At 63.7% G+C, this 19,496-nt stretch carries 18 protein-coding genes; 6 read left to right on the top strand and 12 right to left on the bottom strand.

Annotated elements, in window-relative coordinates:
• Positions 1–77: 77 nt before the first annotated feature.
• Complete coding sequence (locus K7G82_RS18690) at positions 78–2,315, bottom strand: TonB-dependent receptor (protein WP_222991411.1); 2,238 nt, start codon at positions 2,313–2,315, stop codon at positions 78–80.
• Between the two features lie 525 nt (positions 2,316–2,840).
• Here K7G82_RS18690 and K7G82_RS18695 point away from each other — a divergent pair.
• Complete coding sequence (locus K7G82_RS18695) at positions 2,841–4,382, top strand: acyl-CoA synthetase (RefSeq protein WP_222991470.1); 1,542 nt, start codon at positions 2,841–2,843, stop codon at positions 4,380–4,382.
• A gap of 37 nt (positions 4,383–4,419) precedes the next feature.
• Here K7G82_RS18695 and K7G82_RS18700 read toward each other — a convergent pair whose 3' ends face one another.
• Positions 4,420–5,493 carry a phosphotransferase gene (locus K7G82_RS18700; RefSeq protein WP_222991412.1) on the bottom strand — a complete coding sequence of 358 codons (1,074 nt, stop codon included), beginning with the start codon at positions 5,491–5,493 and terminating at the stop codon, positions 4,420–4,422.
• Between K7G82_RS18700 and K7G82_RS18705 the strand changes: the two genes are divergently transcribed.
• Positions 5,445–6,404, top strand: a complete 960-nt coding sequence (locus K7G82_RS18705; protein WP_222991413.1) for an SDR family NAD(P)-dependent oxidoreductase — start codon at positions 5,445–5,447, stop codon at positions 6,402–6,404. The two genes, K7G82_RS18700 and K7G82_RS18705, sit on opposite strands and share 49 nt — an antisense overlap.
• A 36-nt stretch (positions 6,405–6,440) precedes the next feature.
• Here the strand turns inward: K7G82_RS18705 and K7G82_RS18710 are convergent, their stop codons facing one another.
• Together K7G82_RS18710 and K7G82_RS18715 are read right to left on the bottom strand one after the other, a co-directional pair.
• Positions 6,441–7,418, bottom strand: a complete 978-nt coding sequence (locus K7G82_RS18710; protein ID WP_222991414.1) for an NAD(P)H-dependent flavin oxidoreductase — start codon at positions 7,416–7,418, stop codon at positions 6,441–6,443.
• Positions 7,419–7,445: 27 nt separating this feature from the next.
• Positions 7,446–8,225, bottom strand: coding sequence for an enoyl-CoA hydratase (locus tag K7G82_RS18715; RefSeq protein WP_222991415.1), 780 nt, complete (start codon positions 8,223–8,225; stop codon positions 7,446–7,448).
• Positions 8,226–8,260: 35 nt separating this feature from the next.
• Here K7G82_RS18715 and K7G82_RS18720 point away from each other — a divergent pair, with 35 nt between their 5' ends.
• Positions 8,261–9,229: an NADPH:quinone oxidoreductase family protein gene (locus K7G82_RS18720; RefSeq protein WP_222991416.1), complete on the top strand. Its 969-nt coding sequence runs from the start codon at positions 8,261–8,263 to the stop codon at positions 9,227–9,229.
• An 11-nt stretch (positions 9,230–9,240) separates the two neighbouring features.
• On the opposite strand, the gene K7G82_RS18725 is transcribed toward K7G82_RS18720, so the two are convergent.
• The 8 genes from K7G82_RS18725 to K7G82_RS18760 are packed head-to-tail and all read right to left on the bottom strand — an operon-like array spanning position 9,241 to position 16,435.
• Complete coding sequence (locus tag K7G82_RS18725; RefSeq protein ID WP_222991417.1) at positions 9,241–10,029, bottom strand: enoyl-CoA hydratase-related protein; 789 nt, start codon at positions 10,027–10,029, stop codon at positions 9,241–9,243.
• Positions 10,026–11,093: a phosphotransferase gene (locus K7G82_RS18730; protein ID WP_222991418.1), complete on the bottom strand. Its 1,068-nt coding sequence runs from the start codon at positions 11,091–11,093 to the stop codon at positions 10,026–10,028. The genes K7G82_RS18725 and K7G82_RS18730 overlap by 4 nt, the downstream gene beginning before the upstream one ends.
• A 14-nt stretch (positions 11,094–11,107) precedes the next feature.
• The gene (locus K7G82_RS18735) at positions 11,108–11,908 is read right to left on the bottom strand and encodes an enoyl-CoA hydratase/isomerase family protein (protein ID WP_246623695.1); all 801 of its coding nucleotides are present in this window, start codon (positions 11,906–11,908) and stop codon (positions 11,108–11,110) included.
• A gap of 13 nt (positions 11,909–11,921) precedes the next feature.
• On the bottom strand, positions 11,922–12,713 hold the full coding sequence (locus K7G82_RS18740) for an enoyl-CoA hydratase-related protein (RefSeq protein ID WP_222991419.1): 792 nt from the start codon (positions 12,711–12,713) through the stop codon (positions 11,922–11,924).
• 33 nt (positions 12,714–12,746) lie between these two features.
• Positions 12,747–13,514 (bottom strand): TetR/AcrR family transcriptional regulator, encoded by a 768-nt coding sequence (locus K7G82_RS18745; protein WP_222991420.1) that lies wholly within the window; start codon positions 13,512–13,514, stop codon positions 12,747–12,749.
• Between the two features lie 53 nt (positions 13,515–13,567).
• Positions 13,568–14,740, bottom strand: coding sequence for an acetyl-CoA C-acetyltransferase (locus tag K7G82_RS18750; RefSeq protein ID WP_222991421.1), 1,173 nt, complete (start codon positions 14,738–14,740; stop codon positions 13,568–13,570).
• A 24-nt stretch (positions 14,741–14,764) separates the two neighbouring features.
• Complete coding sequence (locus tag K7G82_RS18755) at positions 14,765–15,526, bottom strand: SDR family NAD(P)-dependent oxidoreductase (RefSeq protein ID WP_222991422.1); 762 nt, start codon at positions 15,524–15,526, stop codon at positions 14,765–14,767.
• A gap of 12 nt (positions 15,527–15,538) precedes the next feature.
• On the bottom strand, positions 15,539–16,435 hold the full coding sequence (locus K7G82_RS18760) for an SDR family oxidoreductase (RefSeq protein ID WP_222991423.1): 897 nt from the start codon (positions 16,433–16,435) through the stop codon (positions 15,539–15,541).
• Positions 16,436–16,679: 244 nt separating this feature from the next.
• On the opposite strand from K7G82_RS18760, the gene K7G82_RS18765 reads away from it, so the two are divergent.
• The 3 genes from K7G82_RS18765 to K7G82_RS18775 form a co-directional block, all read left to right on the top strand.
• Positions 16,680–17,843: an acyl-CoA dehydrogenase family protein gene (locus K7G82_RS18765; protein ID WP_222991424.1), complete on the top strand. Its 1,164-nt coding sequence runs from the start codon at positions 16,680–16,682 to the stop codon at positions 17,841–17,843.
• Positions 17,844–17,857: 14 nt separating this feature from the next.
• Complete coding sequence (locus K7G82_RS18770; RefSeq protein WP_222991472.1) at positions 17,858–19,018, top strand: acyl-CoA dehydrogenase family protein; 1,161 nt, start codon at positions 17,858–17,860, stop codon at positions 19,016–19,018.
• A partial coding sequence (locus tag K7G82_RS18775; protein ID WP_222990892.1) for an electron transfer flavoprotein subunit beta/FixA family protein occupies positions 19,015–19,496 on the top strand: 482 nt, incomplete at its 3' end. The genes K7G82_RS18770 and K7G82_RS18775, both read left to right, overlap by 4 nt.

Below are 19,496 nucleotides of genomic sequence, written 5' to 3' on the forward strand. Positions count from 1 at the left end.
CGCGCATCGCCGGTGACTAAAAAAGGGGCGACCTCTGCGGGCCGCCCCTCTTTTTTTATGCGCTTCGCTTCAGGGCGTCAGCGCCGGAAGGTCAACTGCAGCGCCACCGTGCGCGGGCGGTTCAGCATCACGTATGAGCCGTTGCCCACGAACGAGATAGGCACCGAATATTCGAATACCTTCTTGTTGTTCAGGTTGCGACCGACCAAGGCGACCTCCCAGCCGGCATCGGCCTTGAGGCCGAGACGGGCATTGATCAGCCCATAGCCCGGCGAATCCGGTACAACGTTGTTCGGACGGCCGGGGAAACCAATCGTGTTCTCCTCGTTCGTCAGGAAGATGTGGCTGCGGAATTCGACGCCGACATTGCCGTTCAGCGCGAGGCCGTTGCTGATTTCCTGATCCTCGAGGTTCAGGCTGACGTTGCCGCTCCACTTCGGTGCGCCCGGCGGGTTCAGACCGGTCGCCTTGCGAACGGTGTCGGCATAGGTCAGCTGGCCCTGAAGCCGCAGGTTCGAACCGAGAGGCAGCGCCGCCTCCGCCTCGACACCGCGCGCGCGCAGATCCTCACCCGTGATGTTGAAGAACGAACCGTTGAACGTCGCCTGCTGGAAACCCTTGATGTTGGTCTGGAACACAGCGACGTTGAAGAAGCCGCCGCCGGGCAGCGTCAGCTTCTCGCCGATTTCCACCGTGTGCGCGGTTTCATTGCCATATTCGGTCTGCATGGCGCCCGCGACGGTCGAGGGGTTGGTGGCGGAATTGTTGAAGCCGCCGGCCTTGGTGCCCTTCGAATAGGAGCCATAGAGCATCAGGCGGCTCGACGGCTTCCAATTGAGCGCGACCGAACCGTCGACATTGTTCTCCTTGCGCCGCAGCGTCACCGGCGCGAACGCCTGATAGATCACGGTGGTCGCCGCACCGGGAACCAGCGTCTCGCGCTGCAACGTCGCCCGCCGGCGGCTGTTGGTGTAGCGCGCGCCGCCGCTCAAGGTGAGCGTGTCGGAGAAGTTCAGGTTCACCTGAGCGAAGGTCGCGAGATCGCGCGTCGTCTGATGATCCTGCGATACCCATGAGCCGCGCAGCGTGAACCGGCCCGTACCGGTGGTCAGAGCGGCCGGACAGCCAATGCATTGGGACACGACGCGATCGGAGAAGAACCATTTCTCGTGGAAATAGGATGCACCGACCACATAATCGAGGAACTGGCCTTCAGCGGGCGATGACAGTCGGATCTCCTGCTGGAACTGCTTGTTCGACTGGAGGTAGGTGCCGTTCAGATAGTCGCCGGGCAGCAGATCGGTGTCGCGCCAACGCTCCGAATCAAAGTCCGAATAGCCGGTGACCGACGTGATCGTGTGACCGCCGCCGATTTCGTAATTGATCGTGCCGACGATGCGATTGCCGCTGGTGCGGTCATAGGACTGGCCTTGCGCCGATCCTTCCGACTGGCGGTAGTTCGCGCCGATCTCGAGCGTGGGATAGCCGGCGAAGGCCGATAGCGCGGCGAGGTTGCCACTGGGATCGCTGTAGATTTCCCAGGGCATGCCCTTCTGGCGAACCTGGAAATACTGGTACATCAGCGTGAGATCGAGTCCATCGGAAGGCTGAGCGGCCAGCGTGATGCGGCCGGCGGCGTTCTTCGTGCGCGGCACGTCCTTGTCGAAATAGCTGTTGTACACATAGCCATGCTGATCGTCGTACTTGCCCGCCACGCGGACCTGGACGATATCGCTCAGCGGCAAATCCACGCCAGCTTCGAGCGACCTGGAGCCGAGTTCGAGATCCCAGGTTCCGGTGACGTTGAACCCGAAGTCCCGGCCCGGCTTTTGCGTGACGAGGCTGATTGCGCCGAGGCTAGTATTCTTCGAGAGCAGCGAAGCTTGCGCGCCGCGAATGATCTCAACCCGCTGAAAATCGAACAGCGCGGCGTTGAATTCGGGCCCACGGCCAGCATAGGTGCCATCGACGAACGTGGCCACTGATTGCTCGAATGCATCGATAGCGGTGCCCGTTCCCAAGCCGCGCAGCGTGAGATTGACGAGGTTGTTCGGCGTCTTGCGAACGATCAGGCCCGCAGTGACGGACTGAAGGTTCTCGATCTGGCCGATATTCTGCTCGACCAGACGATCGCCGCTGATCACCGCGACCGACATCGGCACGTCCTGAAGGGACTCTGCGCGCTTGCGGGCCGTGATGACGATCTCGTTGGCGCCCTGCGCCTCCTCAACGCCATCGCTCTGGGCCATGGCCGGCGCGGCATAGGCCGACGCGGCAATCGCGACGACGCTCGCCAGTGACAGGCATTTCTTCATTCAGTCCACCCTCCCTTCCGCGGTCAGCGGTCCTTGTCGTGACGGGCGATGGACGCCGGCGGCACGAACCCGACATGATCCGTTCATCAAACGCATTCATTCCGGTCTTTGACTCGCCGGACACAACGATCGTCTAAAATACTTGTTTTGATGATGCAACAGGGATTGAACCTAGCCCATGGAGGCGAGGCGATTGTGAAGACCTGTTGCTCGGATGCCACTTTCAGCCCGCGGATCTCCGTCGATCTGCACGCTTGAAAAATCTTACATATGCTCAGTATTCTTGGCTGATGCGCTGCATTTCCATAGCTTTAGGGAACATGTTCGCAACGGGCGGCGGACGCTGCGGCGCAGCAAGAGGCAGCCTCGCGACATCAAGCACATGTTCTATTTTTCGCATAGGATATGGCGCGTTCAATATTGACAACGCGTAGTCGTTTAAGAAAGGTAGGACCAAATGATGGCCGCCGATCGAGAACCCCGCTGCTGCGGGACAGGCAATCGCGGCATTGCGAGAGGGCCCACATGCAGCTTCACCCATCATGTCACGCCGCGTCCAGCCCGGATAAAACCGCGACGATTATGGCCTCGACCGGCGAAACCGTGACCTTCGCGCAACTCGACGCGCGCTCAAATCAGGCCGCGCAGCTCTTTCGCGCACGCGGCATCGGCGACGGCGCATGCATCGGCCTGTTAATGGAGAACAGCGCGGCCTATTTCGACATCGCCTGGGCGGCGCAGCGCGCAGGCCTCTATTATGTCTGCATCTCGACCAAGCTGTCCGCCGGCGAGGCCGATTATATCCTGGAAGACAGCGGCACCCGGCTGCTGGTCGTGTCGGCCGGACTGGCGCCGCTCGCGCGCGCGATCCGCGACCTGCGCCCCGAACTGCCGATGCTGTTGATCGGCGGCATTGCCGAAGACTTCGATTCGTTCGAAGCGGCGGTGGCAGATATGCCTGCCACCCCGATCCCGGATGAAGCCAACGGAGCGGAGATGCTCTATTCTTCCGGCACGACCGGACGCCCCAAGGGCGTGAAGCCGAACCGCACGCCCGGCCCGCTCAACCAGGGCACCGGCCTCACCGATCTCGGCCAGCGGCTCTACGGCATGGACGGAGATACAATCTATCTCTCCCCCGCGCCGCTCTATCACGCCGCGCCGCTGCGCTGGAGCATGACGGTCCATCGCTTTGGCGGCACCGTGGTGGTGATGGACAAATATGACCCCGAGCGCGCGCTCCAGTTGATCGAGCAACATCGCGTCACCCACGCGCAATGGGTGCCGACGCATTTCGTGAGAATGCTGAAGCTGCCGGAAGAGGTACGCACGCGCTACGACCTGTCCTCGCTCAAAACAGTATTTCACGCCGCCGCGCCGTGCCCTGTGCCGATCAAACAGGCCATGCTCGACTGGTGGGGCCCGATCATCCACGAATATTATGCGGGCACCGAAGCCAATGGCTTCACCGCGATCGGCCCTCAGGAATGGCTCGACCGGCCAGGATCGGTCGGCAGGTCGATGTGGGGCGAGGTCAAGATCGTGGACGATGACGACAATGTCCTGCCCGCTCGCAAGGAAGGTGCGATCTTCTTCGCGGACGGACCGAAATTCTCGTACCACAATGATCCGGAGAAAACCGAGCAAGCCACAAATCGACATGGCTGGACCACGATCGGCGATGTCGGCTGGCTGGACGAGGACGGTTACCTCTACCTGACCGATCGAAAGAGCTACATGATCATCTCCGGCGGGGTGAACATCTACCCGCAGGAGATCGAGGATCTGCTGATTGCGCACCCCAAGGTGGCGGACGCCGCCGTGGTCAGCGCGCCTTGCGAAGATTTCGGGGAAAAGGTCGCCGCGGCGATCATTCCGGCGGAGGGCATCGAGCCGTCCGAGGCGCTTGCCGCAGAACTGCGCGAATACGCGCGCGAGAATCTGAGCCATGTGAAGACTCCAAAGATTCTGGATTTCGTCACCGAGCTGCCTCGCCTGCCGACAGGCAAGCTGCAAAAGCGGCTGCTGCGCGATAAATATTGGCAGAAGGACGCGGCCGCTTCCTGACAGGGCGTCGGGGAGGCGCAAACGCCTCCCCCATCGATCACCTGCGCACCACCCCCAACGCGTCCAGCACATCATGATCGCGCGCGGCGGCAATGGTCACCTCGGCCGCGGCATTGATCATCTCGAGCGGACCGGATTCGATCGGCTCGCAAGCGCCGGATACGAAGGCATGCGCCATCTGCTGGCGGTGGGTCAGCCAGAGCGCGTCGAAATCGGGCATGTCCGCGCCGTTGGCGATCATCGCCTGACGATAGGCCTTGAGCAGCCGCCCCTCCTCAGCGCGGCGATCCTCGGTGCTGAGCCCGCTGACGATCAGCCAAGACACGTCATGCATGCCCGAGCCGCCGAAGCAGAGCTGGAAATCAAGCGTGCCCGGCCTGCCGTCCGCCTCGAAGAACATATTGCCGCCGTGAGCGTCACCATGGACCAACGTGCGCGGCGCGGCATCGTTGAGCCCCCACATCCGATCGAGCGCAACCCGGATAAGCTCGGGCTTCGGCACGGCTTCCACCAGACGCTGGCCATAGACACGGCTGGTCAGCTCGTCCCAATGCTTGTCGCGCACCAGATATTTGAGAAAGCCGCGCTGGGGCTCCTCCCAGCCCTTCAGGCCGGGCAGGCGCGGATCGCCGAGCCATTGCGCGTGCATCGCCGCGAACTGCTCGATCAACGCGGCAACCTGATCGACGCTCAGGCGCCCCCAATAGCCGAAGGTTACGCCGCGTGAGCCGAGATCCTCCAGCATGGTGATGCCCTGCTGGGCGTCGTCGATTTGCGCAAAATAATGCTGCGGAATGTTCATCGGCACTTCCGGCGCAAGCTCGTTGTAAAAGCGCGCTTCCTGCTGCAGCACCATCCAGTAGCGCTTGAGCTGCGCCTCGGTGAAGCCGCCCTTCACATAGACCGAGGCCGGCGGTTCCTCACCAGATCCGGTGTCGGCGTAGCTGATCTCGAACCGGCACGACGCGGACGTGCCGACCCGCTCACCGCTGCGGGTCAATTCGGCAACGCGCACGCCAGCGAAGCGGGGCGACAAGGCCCAGGTGAACCAATCGGGCGTGAATGCCTCGAAACTGCGCGGCAGATTTCTTTCCATCAACTCGACGCTCATCCACTCTCTCCCGATTATCGCCAGCCGCCGATCAGCCGCTTTGCATCTGGATACATCAAAGCATTTGCTTTATCCATGACTTTGGAACGCTGCTTCTCCGGTGCCGGAAAGCGCGCTGTATAAGCAACCAGAAACCGGGAGAAATGCAGATGGAAGGTCTATCCAATCGCGTACATGTCATCACCGGAGGCTATGGCGGAATCGCTATGGCGACAGCCCGCCTGATCCTAGAATCAGGTGGAACAATCGTCCTAACCGGGCGCAGCCAGGAAAAGGGCAAGGCGGCCATCGCGGCACTCCGCGCCGGCCATCGCGGCGAAGCGCATTTCATCGAACTCGATGTTACCGATGCGGCGGCAGTCGAACAGGCAGCGGCGCATATCGAGTCGGAGATCGGAGCCGTCAAAGGTTTGGTCGCCAATGCTGCGGGCGCATGGCCCGGGGCGGCATTCGATCTGGCGCCGGAGGACTGGCGCAAGACGATGGCAGTGGTGCTGGACGGCGCATTCTATTGCGCGCAATCCTTCGGCAGGCGCATGCGCGGGCGCGGCGGATCGATCGTGCTGGTCTCGTCGATCGCCGCGTCCAAGGTGACCTGGCCGCCCGCCGTCGTATCCTATTCGGCGGGCAAGGCAGCGCTGTCGCACCTCGCCGCACTGCTCGGCGTCGAATGGGCGTCCGAAGGCATTCGCGTGAATGCGATCGAGCCGGGTCACATCGATACCGAGATGACGCAGCGCGCCAAGGCGCGCCGCCCGGAAATGATGGAAAAGTGGCTCGGTGATGTACCGATCGGCCGGCTCATTACGCCGGAAGAGTGCGCGAACGCGATCGCCTTCCTGCTCTCCGATCTGTCGAGCGCCACGACCGCATCGGTGACCACCGTGGACGGCGGCTATTCACGGCGGTGAATGACGGGCCGCCGGGGCCATCCGGCGGCCACATCGTCAGGCAGCGAACTTCGCCAACCGGTCGCGAATGATCGTCTCGGCATCGATGACGATGCGATCGATCAGTTCCTTGCAGGTCGGGATGTCGCGGATCAGCCCTTGCGACTGGCCGGCCCAAACCAGACCCGCGTCCAGATCGCCTGTTTCGAGCGCAACACGCCCTTTCGCGCCGGACACATAAGGCTGAATATCCTCGAACACGGCTCCGGCGCGTGCCGAGATTTCCACGACCTTGTCCGACACCGAGGTGCGGGCGACACGACCCGTGTTGTGAAATTTGCGGAAGATCAGATTGGTCGCACGCTCGTCATTATCGACCAGCAATTGCTTCACGGCATCATGGATCGGTGCCTCCACCGTCGCGCAGAAACGGGTGCCCATGTTGATCCCCTCCGCTCCCAGAGCCAGCGCCGCCGCGAGGCCGCGCCCGTCCGCGAAGCCGCCGCTGGCGATCATCGGGACCTTGAGCTGGTCGCCCGCCGCCGGGATCAGGATCAGGCCGGGAACATCATCTTCGCCCGGATGCCCCGCGCATTCGAACCCGTCGATCGAAATGACATCGACCCCCATCCGTTCCGCGGACAGGGCATGGCGGACCGACGTGCATTTATGCAGCACGATGATGCCCGCCTCCTTGAATGCGGCGACATGCTCCTGCGGGCGAGATCCGGCGGTTTCAACCACCTTGATCCCTGAATCGATGATCGCGCGCCGATATTCCTCATAGGGCGGCGGGGTGACGGTCGGCAGGATGGTCAGGTTCACGCCGAACGGCTTGTCGGTCATGCTGCGACAACGGTCGATCTCGCGGCGGAGGTGATCCGGAGTCGGCTGGGTCAGCGCCGTGACGAGCCCGAGGCCGCCCGCATTGGAAACCGCCGCGGCCATCTCCGCGCGGCCCACCCATTGCATGCCGCCCTGCACGATCGGGTGCTCAATCTCGAGAAGTTCGGTCAGTTTGGTCTTGAGAGCCATATTTCATTTTCTCCTGGAAAGGGGTGTTCAGGCGCGGTTGCTTGCCTGAACCGCTTCGCGGAGCGCCTCGATATCGCCGGCGTCGATCACGGCGTTGAAGGCCTGGGAACGGCTTCGTTCCATCTCGAGCGCATCGCCGAATGGCAAGGCGAGGCCCTCGTCGATCAGCGCCTTGTAGGCAGCGACCATCTCGGCTGAATTACCCGCGATCGTTTCCGCCATCGCGACCGCCTCGTCGAGCAGCCGCTCTGCCGGGACCACCCTGTTGACCAGCCCCCACTCAGCTGCCGTTCGTGCATCGACGAAGCGGGCGGTAAACGACATCTCCTTCGCTCGCCCCGGGCCGATGATGCGCGGCAACCGCTGCGACAGTCCCCAGCCAGGCATCACCTGAACCTTGGCATGGGTATCGGCGAAGCGGGCGGTCTCGGAGCAGATCAGGATGTCGCAGGCGAGCGCCACTTCGAACCCACCGGTCACCGCGACACCGTTGATCGCGCCGATCACCGGCTTCCTGCAGCCCAGGATAGCGGCGACCGGATTTGCGGTGGGATCGGCACCCACGGCGTCGAACACCCCACCGGGCGTGCTGCCCAGCTCCTTGAGATCGAGGCCTGCGGTAAAGGCCCGATCGCCTGCCCCCGTCAGCACGATCGCGGCGACCTGCGGATCCGCATCCAATGTGCGGAACGCCTCCGCCAGAGCGGCGCGCAGCGCACTCGACAGCGCATTCATCGCATGCGGTCGATTCAGCGTGACGATGGCGACGGTGCCGCGGTGCTCGACAAGAACGACTTGCTCGGTCAATGGTCTGTCCTTTCGGAGCCGGAGAGAGAAGCGGGATGAGAGCTGTGATTTGCCGGGACTATGGCGGGCCCGAACTGCTGGAGATCGGCATGCTGCCCGATCCGGTCCCGACAAACGGCGAGGTGCTGATCCGCGTTCATGCCTCCAGCATCAATTTCCCGGACGCGCTGAACATCCAGGGCCGATATCAGGTGAAGCGCCCCCTGCCCTTCGTGGCCGGTAGCGAGGTGGCGGGAGTGATCGAGGCGATCGGCCCGGATGTCTCCAGCATCGCGGTGGGCGATCGCGTCGCCGCCGTGACGCAGGTGGGCGGCTTTGCGGAAAAGGCGATCGCTGCGGCCAGCGCTGCGATCAAGCTGCCCGACGACATTCCGTTCGAATTCGCCGCGACCTTCAGCGTCACCTATGGCACGGCGTATCTGGGCCTGGTGGAGCAGGCGAAGCTGCGGGCGGGAGAAACATTGCTCGTGCTGGGCGCGGCCGGCGGCGTGGGCATCGCGGCGATCGAAATCGCCAAGGCGATGGGCGCCACCGTGATCGCCGCGGCTTCCTCGCCCGAAAAGCGCGCTGCGGCGAGCGCTGCTGGCGCGGATCATCTGATCGGCTATGACGATATCAAGGATCAGACCCGCGCGCTGACCGGCGGCCTCGGGGCGAATGTGGTCTTCGACCCCGTGGGGGACCGGTTCGCCGAGCCAGCCCTGCGCGCGATGGGATGGCAGGGGCGCTATCTGGTCATCGGCTTTGCAGCGGGCGACATTCCGCGCATCCCGCTGAACCTGTTGCTGCTCAAGAGCGGATCGGCGATCGGCGTGTTCTTCGGCGAATGGGCGAGCCGCAATCCAGCCGCGGCCGCCAGCCATGCCGAGGCGCTCTTCGATCTCTACCGGCGCGGCGCGTTGACGGCGCAGATCGGCGGGCGCTTCCCGCTGGAAGGCGTGCCGGACGCTTTGGTGCAGATCATGGAGCGCCGGGCGGTGGGCAAGCTGCTGATCGAGATGTGACGCGTATGCCATCACGTGCCGGTGAAGACGGCGGGACGCTTTCCGAGAAACGCCGCGATGCCTTCGCGGTGATCGGCCGTCCGGCCGGCGTCGCGCTGCTGCCGCCGCTCGATCGCCAGCATCTCGTCGAAGCCTGTTTCTGTCGCGCGCCAGCATTGCTGACGGATGCCGCGCAGCGCCAGGGTCGGACCGCTCGCCAGATCGGCCGCGATGCGCCACGCCTCCTCCATCAGTGCATCGGCGGGCAGGACGCGGGTGACCAGTCCCCATTCGAGCGCACGTGCCGCCGGAAGCTTCTCGCCCAGCAGCATCATTTCCATCGCGCGCGTGCGTCCCGCAGCGTGCGCCAGCAGATAGGCTGAACCGCCATCGGGAACGAGACCGATGCGCCTGAAAGCCTGTAGAAAATAGCTGGTCTCAGCCGCGAGCACGATGTCGCCGGCCAGCGCGATGGAGCAGCCGATCCCCGCTGCCGCACCGTTCACAGCGGTGACCAGCGGAACGTCGAGGTCACGGATCGTGCGCATCAATGGCGCATAATGCGTGTCCAGCGCGGCCCCGGCGTCATAGCCGGGCTGGTGCGGATCGAGATCGGCGCCCAGGTTCGCGCCAGAGCAGAAGCCCCGACCGGCGCCGGTAACGATGATCGCTCGCGCGCCATCGCGCACGGCCGCCTCCAGCGCGGCCGTGATCTCCAGCGTCATCGCGAACGAGGCCGCGTTGAGCGTGCCCGGATCATTGAGCGTGATCGTCGCGACCGCACCGTCATGGTCGATCCGGATCGTGCGATACGCGGTCATACGGCCTCCGTCTGCTGCCAGGCGAGCGCGGCGAGCGGCTCGAGAGATTTCACCATCTCGGCGGCATGGGCCGAGGACGCCGTTCCCCGCACCGCGCGCGCCTTGATGCCGTGGATGATCGCGGCGAGGCGGAACATGTTGAAGGCGATGTAGAAACGGAGATCGGCGGGCGGAATGTCGTCGCGCCCAGTGCGGCGGCAATAGGCGGCGACATACTCCGCCTCGGACGGAATGTTCGCCGCCGTGAGATCGGTCCCCACGAGTCCCGCGATCACCATTGGCGGCATGCGGAACATCATCAGGTGATAGCAGAAGTCCGCCAGCGGATGGCCGAGAGTCGATAGTTCCCAATCCAGCACCGCGACAATCTTCGGCTCGGTCGGATGGAATACCATGTTGTCGCAGCGAAAATCGCCATGCACGATCCGCGTCTCGTCCCCCGCCGGAATATTGCGCGGCAACCAGTCGATCAGGCGCTCCAGCATCGGCTCGCGCCCCGCCTCGCCATGGTCGGCTTGGTATTGGCGCGACCAGCGAGAGATCTGCCGATCGAAATAATTGCCCGCCTTGCCGAAGTCGGCGAGACCGACGGCAGCCGGGTCGAGCGAATGAAGCTGCGCGATCGCCACGTTCATCGCATCGAAATACGCTGGGCGTTCCTCGCGCGGGACATCGGGGAAAGCTGTGTCCCAGATGATGCGACCTTGCACGCATTCCATCACGTAGAACCAAGTACCGATGACACTATTTTCGGTGCATAGGCCATGGATATGCGCCGCCGGAAAGCCGGTTGCACCAACCGCGCGGATCACTTTCACTTCGCGCTCGATCGCGTGGGCACCAGCCGCCAGCTTCCCCGGCGGCTTGCGGCGCATCACGTAATCGCGCCCCGGCGTCGACAGCTTGTAGGTTGGATTGGATTGTCCGCCCTTGAACTGAGTGACGGTAAGCGGCCCGGCATAGCCCTCGACATTGGCCCGCATCCATTCGTCGAGCCGTACTTCGTCGAAGCGATGCGCGTCGCGCACTGCTGTGGTACCGCTGTTGAGTTCCTGGCTGTCCATGGTCCGGCCTTTGTTCAGCACGCGGTGAAATTGGGCGAGCGTTTCTCCAGAAAGGCGCTGACCGCCTCTCCATGATCGGCGGTGGTCGTGAGCATCACCTGCTGGCGATCCTCAAGAGCGACCGCCGCCTCGAACCCCGGCGCATCGATATTCACGTTGAGCACATCCTTGGTCAGGCTGAGCGCAAGCGGCGCGACTGCCAGCATCTCTCGCGCCAGTGACAGACCGGTCTCGAGCAGGGCCTCGGGCTCGACCACGTCGCTGAGCAGCCCCAGCCGCAGTGCGCGTTCCGCATTCAGGAAACGGCCGGTCAGCAACAGCTCCGACGCGATCGACGATCCCACCAGCCGGGGCAGGAAATAGCTGCTGCCGATATCGCATCCGCCCAGACCCACCTTGATATAGGCGGCATTCATGCGCAGATCGGGCGTGCCGAACCGCACATCCGACCCCAGCATCAGCGAAAAGCCGCCCCCCGCAGCCGCACCATGGCCCAGCACGATCACCGGTTGGGGGCAGGCGCGCATAAGGCGGATAATGTTCACGATCCGCCGCTGCATGCGCAACGAGTCGACGATCGAGGGTTCCGCGATCTCGTCTTTCCACCCCTTGAGGTTCACCCCTGCGCAAAAATGCTTTCCGTTCGCACGGAGCAGCACCACGCGAATATCCTGCCGGTCGCACAGATTCTGGAAGCAGCGGGTCAACGCCTCGATCAGCGGCACGTCCAACGCGTTGAACGAGTCTGCGCGGTCGAGCGTCACGATCCGGATCGCGCCTTCGTCTTCGACGATCAGGCCGGGATAGGTCATCATGTCTGCCACGACTTCAACGCCCCATCCAGTTAGGTTCGCGCTTTTCGAGAAAAGCGAGCGGCCCTTCGCGCGCATCATCGCTGGAAAAGACAAGCGCCTCCGCCGCCTTTGACCGCTCCCAATAGGCGATCTCGTCCAGATCGGGCACGTCGCGCGCGATCGCGAGGCTTTCGCGTACCGCCAGCGGCGCGTTCACCGCGATCGCCGCAGCCAGATCAAGCGCGGCATCGATCAGCGCATCCTGTGGCACCAGCCGATTGACCATCCCAAGCTGATAGGCGCGATCGGCTCCGATCGGATCGCCTGTGGCGACCAGTTCAAGCGCGATGTTGCGTGGCAGGACGCGCTGGAGACGCAACGGCCCCGCCGCCGCCGCGAACAATCCGCGCTTCACCTCGGGCAGCGCGAAGCGCGCCGCTTCCGACGCGACGATCATGTCGCACGCCAAGACGAGCTCGCAGCCGCCCGCAAAGGCCGCGCCGCCCACCGCCGCGATCCAGGGCTTGATCCGTTTCGCGCGCACCAGCCCGCCGAAACCGCCCGCTTCAGTCGACAGTGCCGCCGCATTCCCGCGGGAGATTTCCGCCAGATCGGCACCGGCGCAGAACACTTTATCGTGCGACGAGGCCAAGACCACCGCGCGGACCGCATCGTCCGCCTCTGTCTGCCTGACGAGTCCTTCAATTGCGCTCGCGATCGCTCCGTTGATGGCGTTGCGCTGTGCCGGACGATTGAGCGTGATCAGAGCGACGTGCCCACGCATCTCCAACAGCACCTCGGGCGCCTCAGTGTCTCCTTCTGACATATCCTCGTCCTTTCGAGTCTGATGCCCTGCGCGTCAGCGCGGGTATTTGGTGCGCGACGTGTCGGTCGGCTGGATCCAGTGCTGATCGATGCGCAGGCGGATCCCCGTGATGAAATCACGCCATGCCGGCGTACCGCGGTTCATCGCCTGGAGTTTTGCCCGCACCGATGCCCGGGCCTCACCCCGCGTCGCCCCTGCGACATGAGTGAGGACGCTGCAGGCGGTCACATCGACCAGTTGGTCTTCCGCCAGCGCGCCCAAGCCCCATTGATGCACCTTGGCGAATTGCAGGTCCGACAGGTCAACCGCCATCTGCTCGGGATCGATGCCGCGTTCGAGTTGGCGGCGCGAGCGCACCTGGCGCAGCCACGCAAACCATTGCCGCCGGCCGATGTCGAGCAGCACGCGCCGGATCTGGGGATCGAGGGTCGGCGAGAAGTAGAGTGCTGTGACCGCGCGGAGATAATTCGGAATCTGCAGGTTGCGCAGGGTCGCCGCCATGACGCGTTCCAGCGCGCCATCGAAGCTGTCCTCGTCCGAGACGAAAGTCATCGATTGATGGAACGCTTCGAAATAATCCCTGATCGCCAGGGCGATCACCGCCTCCTTGCCGCCAAAGGCGTTGTAGACGGTGCGCGAAGACACTTCGGCGCGACGGCACAGTTCGCGGATGTTGAAATCATCCATCCGCCCCTCGCCGATCATTCTCCGTGCTTCGCGGAGGATGCGGCGGCGGCGTTCGAACATCGCCGGGCTGCTGTTCGTCATCGTGCCGAGCGCGAACAGGGCGTCGTCATCCATTCCCGTTTCCGACGGACGTCCCGCCTCCTGCCCTGACACGCCGGCGCTCATGCCTACAGTCGCTCGACGATAGTGACGTTGGCGATCCCGCCGCCTTCGCACATGGTCTGCAGACCATAGCGCAGCCCGCGCGCGCGAAGCGCATGCACCAGTGTCGCCATAAGCTTGGTGCCGCTGGCGCCGAGCGGATGGCCAAGCGCGATCGCGCCGCCATTGACATTCAGCCGCGCCGGATCGCCGCCGATCTCGCGCAGCCACGCCAGCGGGACCGGAGCGAACGCCTCGTTCACCTCATACAGATCGATATCGCCGATCGACATACCCGCCCGTGCGAGCGCGTGCCGTGTCGCCGGGATCGGCTCCTCCAGCATGATCACCGGGTCGCCGGCCGTGACGGTCAGATTATGGATGCGTGCCAAGGGGGTCAGGCCATGCGTCTTCAACGCCCGCTCGTTCACGATCAGTACGCCCGAAGCGCCGTCACAAATCTGGCTGGCGTTGGCGGCGGTGATGACACCGCCTTCTTCCAGCGTCTTGACCGATCCGATGGCCTCCAGCGTGGCGTCGTAACGGATACCCTCGTCACGGACATGGAGCTGTGTCCCCTCAGAGGTCTCGACTTCCAATGGTACGATCTCGGCATCGAACGCCCCGGCTTCGGTGGCCGCGGCGGCACGCCTGTGGCTTTCGAGCGCATAACGGTCGAGCGTCTCGCGCGAGAAACCATATTTGTCGGCGATCATTTGTGCACCGCGAAACTGGCTGAACTCCTTCACGCCATAGCGATCCTTCACCGTCTGGCTGATCGGCCCACTACCGAGACCCGCCTGGGCGTAGAGCGCAATGGTGGAGAACATCGGCGCCCGCGTCATACTTTCCACGCCGCTCGCGATCACCATGTCCTGCGTGCCGCTCATCACCGCCTGCGCCGCGAACTGGATAGCCTGTTGCGAGGATCCGCACTGGCGATCGATCGTGACAGCCGGCACCGATTGCGGCAACTTCGACGCCAGCACGGCGTTACGGCCAAGTGCGGTCGACTGTTCGCCGCCCTGCGTCACGCACCCCATCACAACGTCATCGATCGCCGCCGGATCGACGCCGGTGCGATCGACCAGTGCGTTCAAGACCTGCGCCGCGAGATCATTGGGGTGCCATCCGGCCGCCTTGCCGTTGCGGCGACCGCCGGCAGTGCGGACGGCTTCTACGATATAAGCTTCTGCCACGTGTTTTCTCCAGTCTCTATCTTTTCAGCGCGGCGTCATACGGATCGCGCCGTCGAGGCGGATCGTCTCACCGTTCAGCATCGGGTTGGCAATGATCGCATCGACCATCGCGGCATATTCGTCGGGATGCCCCAGCCGGCTGGGGAATGGCACCTGCGCGCCCAGCGAATCCTGCGCTTCCTGCGGCAGGCTTGCGAGCAGCGGGGTCAGAAACAGGCCCGGCGCGATCGTGACGACGCGGATTGCCGACTGGGCGAATTCTCGGGCCAGCGGCAACGTCATACCGACGATCCCCGCCTTCGACGCACCATAGGCAGGTTGACCGATCTGGCCATCGAACGCCGCGACGCTCGCCGTGTTGACGATCACCCCGCGCTCCTCGCCGACGGGATCGAGTGCCATCGCGCGCGCCGCGAATTTCGACGCCACATTGAAACTCCCGATCAGGTTGACGGTAACGATCCTGGTGAAGTCGGCCAGCGACTGCGGGTTGCCGTGACGGTCGACTGCCTTGGCGGGCGGGCCGATCCCTGCGCAATTGACCAGGATGCGCGCCTTGCCATTTACCGCTTCGGCTTCGTCAAGCGCCGCGGCGACGCCGTCCTCATCGGCCACGTTCACCTTGACGAACACACCGCCGATTTCACTGGCGAACGCCATACCCAGCGCCTCATTGAGATCGAACAGCGCGACCCTCGCCCCCTTCGACGCGAGCAGGCGCGCGGTCGCCGCGCCAAGGCCTGACGCACCGCCGGTGACGATCGCCGCCGTATCTTGCAGATTCATATCATCTCCTCATCATGACTTGGCCGTGCGCGAGGCCCGATCGGCAGTATCGGTGCGCCGGATCGACTCCCGCGCCTCGTGCCACTGTTCATCGGTCCAGGTGCGCATGCTGGAGAAATTCCCGCCGGTGGCCTGATATTCAGCACCATCGATCGCGATCACCTGCCCGTTCACATAGGTCGAGCCGGGATGCAGCAGATACACGGCGAGATTGGCGAGTTCGGGCATGCGACCGACGCGGTTCATCGGATTTTCGGGACGCGCGCCGCTAATATCCTCACCGGGCATCAGCCTCGCGGCCATCCCCTCCGTGGGGAAGATGCCGGGCGCGATCGCGTTGAAACGGATACCGCGGCCACCCCATTCAACCGCCAAGCTTTGCGTCATCGCGGCGAGGCCGGTCTTCGACATAGCGGACGGCACCACGAAGGGCGATCCGTTCCACACCCAGGTGGTGAGGATAGACAGGACCGACGCCCGCTCGCCCGCGGCCAGCCAGCGCTTGCCGCAACCGAGAGTCACGAGGAACGAGCCACGAAACACGATGCTGGCGATGGCGTCAAAACCACGGGACGACAGATCCTCGGTTCGGCTGACGAAATTGCCGGCGGCATTGTTGACCAGACCCGTCGGGGCTCCGCCCTCCCATGCCTGATCGAGCATCGCCTCGATCGCGCTTTCGTCGCGAATATCGCAAGCAACCGGCATGACCCGGCCCGGGTGCATGGCCATGATTTCCGCAGCTGTCGCTTCGAGCATGCCCAGCCGCCGCCCGGCAATCACGACATCGCCGCCCAGCGCCGCGATCGCCTCCGCCATGACCCGCCCAAGGCCCGAGCCGCCACCGGTGACGAGAACCTTCTGCCCCCGCATCAGGTCCCCCCGGAACATCTGGTCGCTTTCCGCCATTGCCCTTCCCGTTCGGCCTCACATCCTACAACGATTCGCTATCTTGTTTTCCACAAGATAACAACACGTAGTAGATATTTGAAAAGCACTTATCACTTATGTCATTGTTTTTACGTTGTTTTTTGAGAAAATTTACTGCCAGCCCCCTACCATCCTTGTAAAACTCTTGCCGCATCAAGGCTCATTGGATTATGGAACAAATGCTTTAACTCGTCCGAAGGGATGAGCAAGGGGAGATGCCAGAATGACCGTCCTGAACGTGCCCGTCCCCACTTATATGGCGGACGAGGAATTCAATTTGTTCGGAGACAGCGTCGGCAAGTTTCTGGACGAACACGCATCGCCCGAGACGGTCGCGGGCTTCCGGGAGCAAGGCATCGTGCCGCGCGCTTTTTGGGAGAAGGCGGCCAAGGCGGGGCTGCTCGCGCTTTCCACCCCGGCCGAATATGGCGGCATGGGCGGCGATTTCCGGCATGAAGTGGTGTTGATGCATGAGATCGGCTGGCGCGGCTTCGAAGGCTGGGATGTCACACTGCACAACGCGATCGTGGCACCGTATATCGAGGCTTATGGCTCCGAGGAGCAGAAGCGCTACTGGCTGCCGCGCATGGCGAGTGGGGAGACGATCTCCGCGATCGCCATGACCGAGCCGGGCACCGGATCCGACCTTCAGGCGGTGAGGACCACCGCAAAGCGCGACGGCAACCACTACCTGATCAACGGTCAGAAGACGTTCATCACCAACGGCCAGAACGCCGATCTGATCCTGCTGGTCACCAAGACCGATCCAGACGCCGGGGCCAAGGGCGTCTCGCTGATCCTGATCGACACCAGCGACGCCGAGGGTTTTGAGCGCGGCCGCAATTTGGACAAGATGGGCCGGGACTCGTCCGACACGTCGGAGCTGTTCTTCAACGACGTCCGCGTTCCCACCGCCAATCTGCTCGGCCCGATCGAAGGCCAGGGCTTTTTCCAACTGATGGAAAAGCTGCCGCAGGAGCGGCTGCTGCTCGCAGTCCAGTGCATGGCCTCGATCGAGTTCGTGCTCAAGATTACGCTGGACTACGTCAAGGAGCGCCGCGCCTTCGGCAAGGCGGTGATCGATTTCCAGAACACGCAGTTCAGACTGGCGGAACTCAAGACCGAGGCCACCATAGGCCGCGTATTCGTCGATCACTGCGTCGGCCTGCACCTGGAAGGCAAACTCGACAGCGCCACTGCATCGATGGCGAAATATTGGATTTCCGACCTGCTGGGCAAGATCACCGACGAGTGCCTGCAGTTCTTCGGCGGCTACGGCTTCATGAACGAATATCCGATTACCCAGGCTTACAAGGACGCGCGCGTGACCCGCATCTACGGCGGCACGAACGAGATCATGAAATTGCTGATCGCACGCACGCTGTGACCGCCGCCGTCTCCATTCCCGGCCGGGCCGAGGCGATCGCTGCCAGGGTCGAACGCTTCGTCCGCGATGTCGTCGCGCCTTACGAAGGCGATCCGCGCTGTAGCGGACATGGACCGGACGACTCGCTGGTCGCGGAGTTGCGCGGCTTTGCGCGCGGAGCCGGCGTGCTGACGCCGCATATCCTGCCCGATGGTTCGCACCTGAGTCAGCGCGAGACGGCCACGGTGCTGCGCGCATCAGGCCTCTCGCCGCTTGGCCCAATCGCGTGCAACACCGCCTCGCCAGACGAGGGCAACATGTATCTGATCGGCAAGGTCGGCAGCGCGGCGCTGAAGGAACGGTTTCTCAAGCCACTGGTGGACGGCAGTGCGCGATCGGCCTTCTTCATGACCGAACCGGCGGAGGATGACGGCGCGGGTTCGGACCCGTCGATGATGAAGACGACTTGCCGGCAGGATGGCAATCATTGGGTGATCGACGGACGCAAGACCTTTATCACCGGTGCGCAAGGCGCGAAAGTCGGCATCGTGATGGCGAAGTCCGAGGACGGTGCCTGTATGTTTCTGGTCGATCTGCCCGATCCGGCGATCCGGATCGAGCGGGTTCTGGACACGATCGACAGTTCGATGCCGGGCGGCCATGCCGTTATCTCCATCGACGGGCTGCGCGTGCCAGCGGACCAGATGCTCGGCCATTCGGGCGAGGGGTTCAAATATGCGCAGATCCGCCTGTCCCCGGCGCGCCTCTCGCACTGCATGCGCTGGCTGGGCGCATGCACCCGCGCGCACGAGATCGCCGTGGATTATGCCTGCCGCCGCACGGCATTCGGCAAGCCGCTGATCGACCATGAGGGCGTGGGCTTCCAGCTCGCCGAAAACCTGATCGACCTGCGTCAATGCGCACTGATCATCGACTGGTGCGCGGACATTCTCGATGCAGGGCATCTCGGCGTTCCTGAAAGCTCCATGGCGAAGGTCGCAGTGTCGGAGGCGTTGATGCGCGTCGCTGATCGCTGCGTGCAGGTGATGGGCGGCACCGGCGTCAGCGGGGATACGATCGTCGAGCAGGTGTTCTGCGAGATTCGGGCTTTCCGCATCTATGACGGCCCGACCGAGGTCCACAAATGGAGCCTCGCCAAAAAGATCAAACGCGACTGGAAGGAAGCGAACGCATGAAGGTTCTGGTCCCGGTCAAGCGCGTGCTTGACTATAATGTGAAGCCCCGCGTGAAGGCGGACGGCACGGGCGTCGACCTGGCGAACGTGAAGATGTCGATGAACCCGTTCGACGAGATCGCGGTCGAGGAAGCGATCCGGCTGAAGGAAAAGGGCGCGGTCACCGAGATCGTGGCGGTCTCGATCGGCGAGGCCAAGGCGCAGGAAACGCTGCGCACCGCGCTGGCGATGGGCGCCGACCGGGCGATCCTGATCACCGCCGAGGGTGAGGTGGAGCCGCTGGGTGTCGCCAAGCTGCTCAAGGCGGTGGCCGATGAGGAACAGCCGGGCCTGGTGATCCTGGGCAAGCAGGCGATCGACGACGACAGCAACCAGACCGGCCAAATGCTGGCGGCCCTGCTCGGCTGGGGCCAGGGCACCTTCGCGTCGAAGGTCGAGGTTTCGGGCGACAGCGTCGCCGTCACCCGCGAAGTCGATGG

Source organism: Sphingomonas colocasiae, assembly GCF_019880585.1.
Taxonomy (GTDB): Bacteria; Pseudomonadota; Alphaproteobacteria; order Sphingomonadales; family Sphingomonadaceae; genus Sphingobium_A; species Sphingobium_A colocasiae.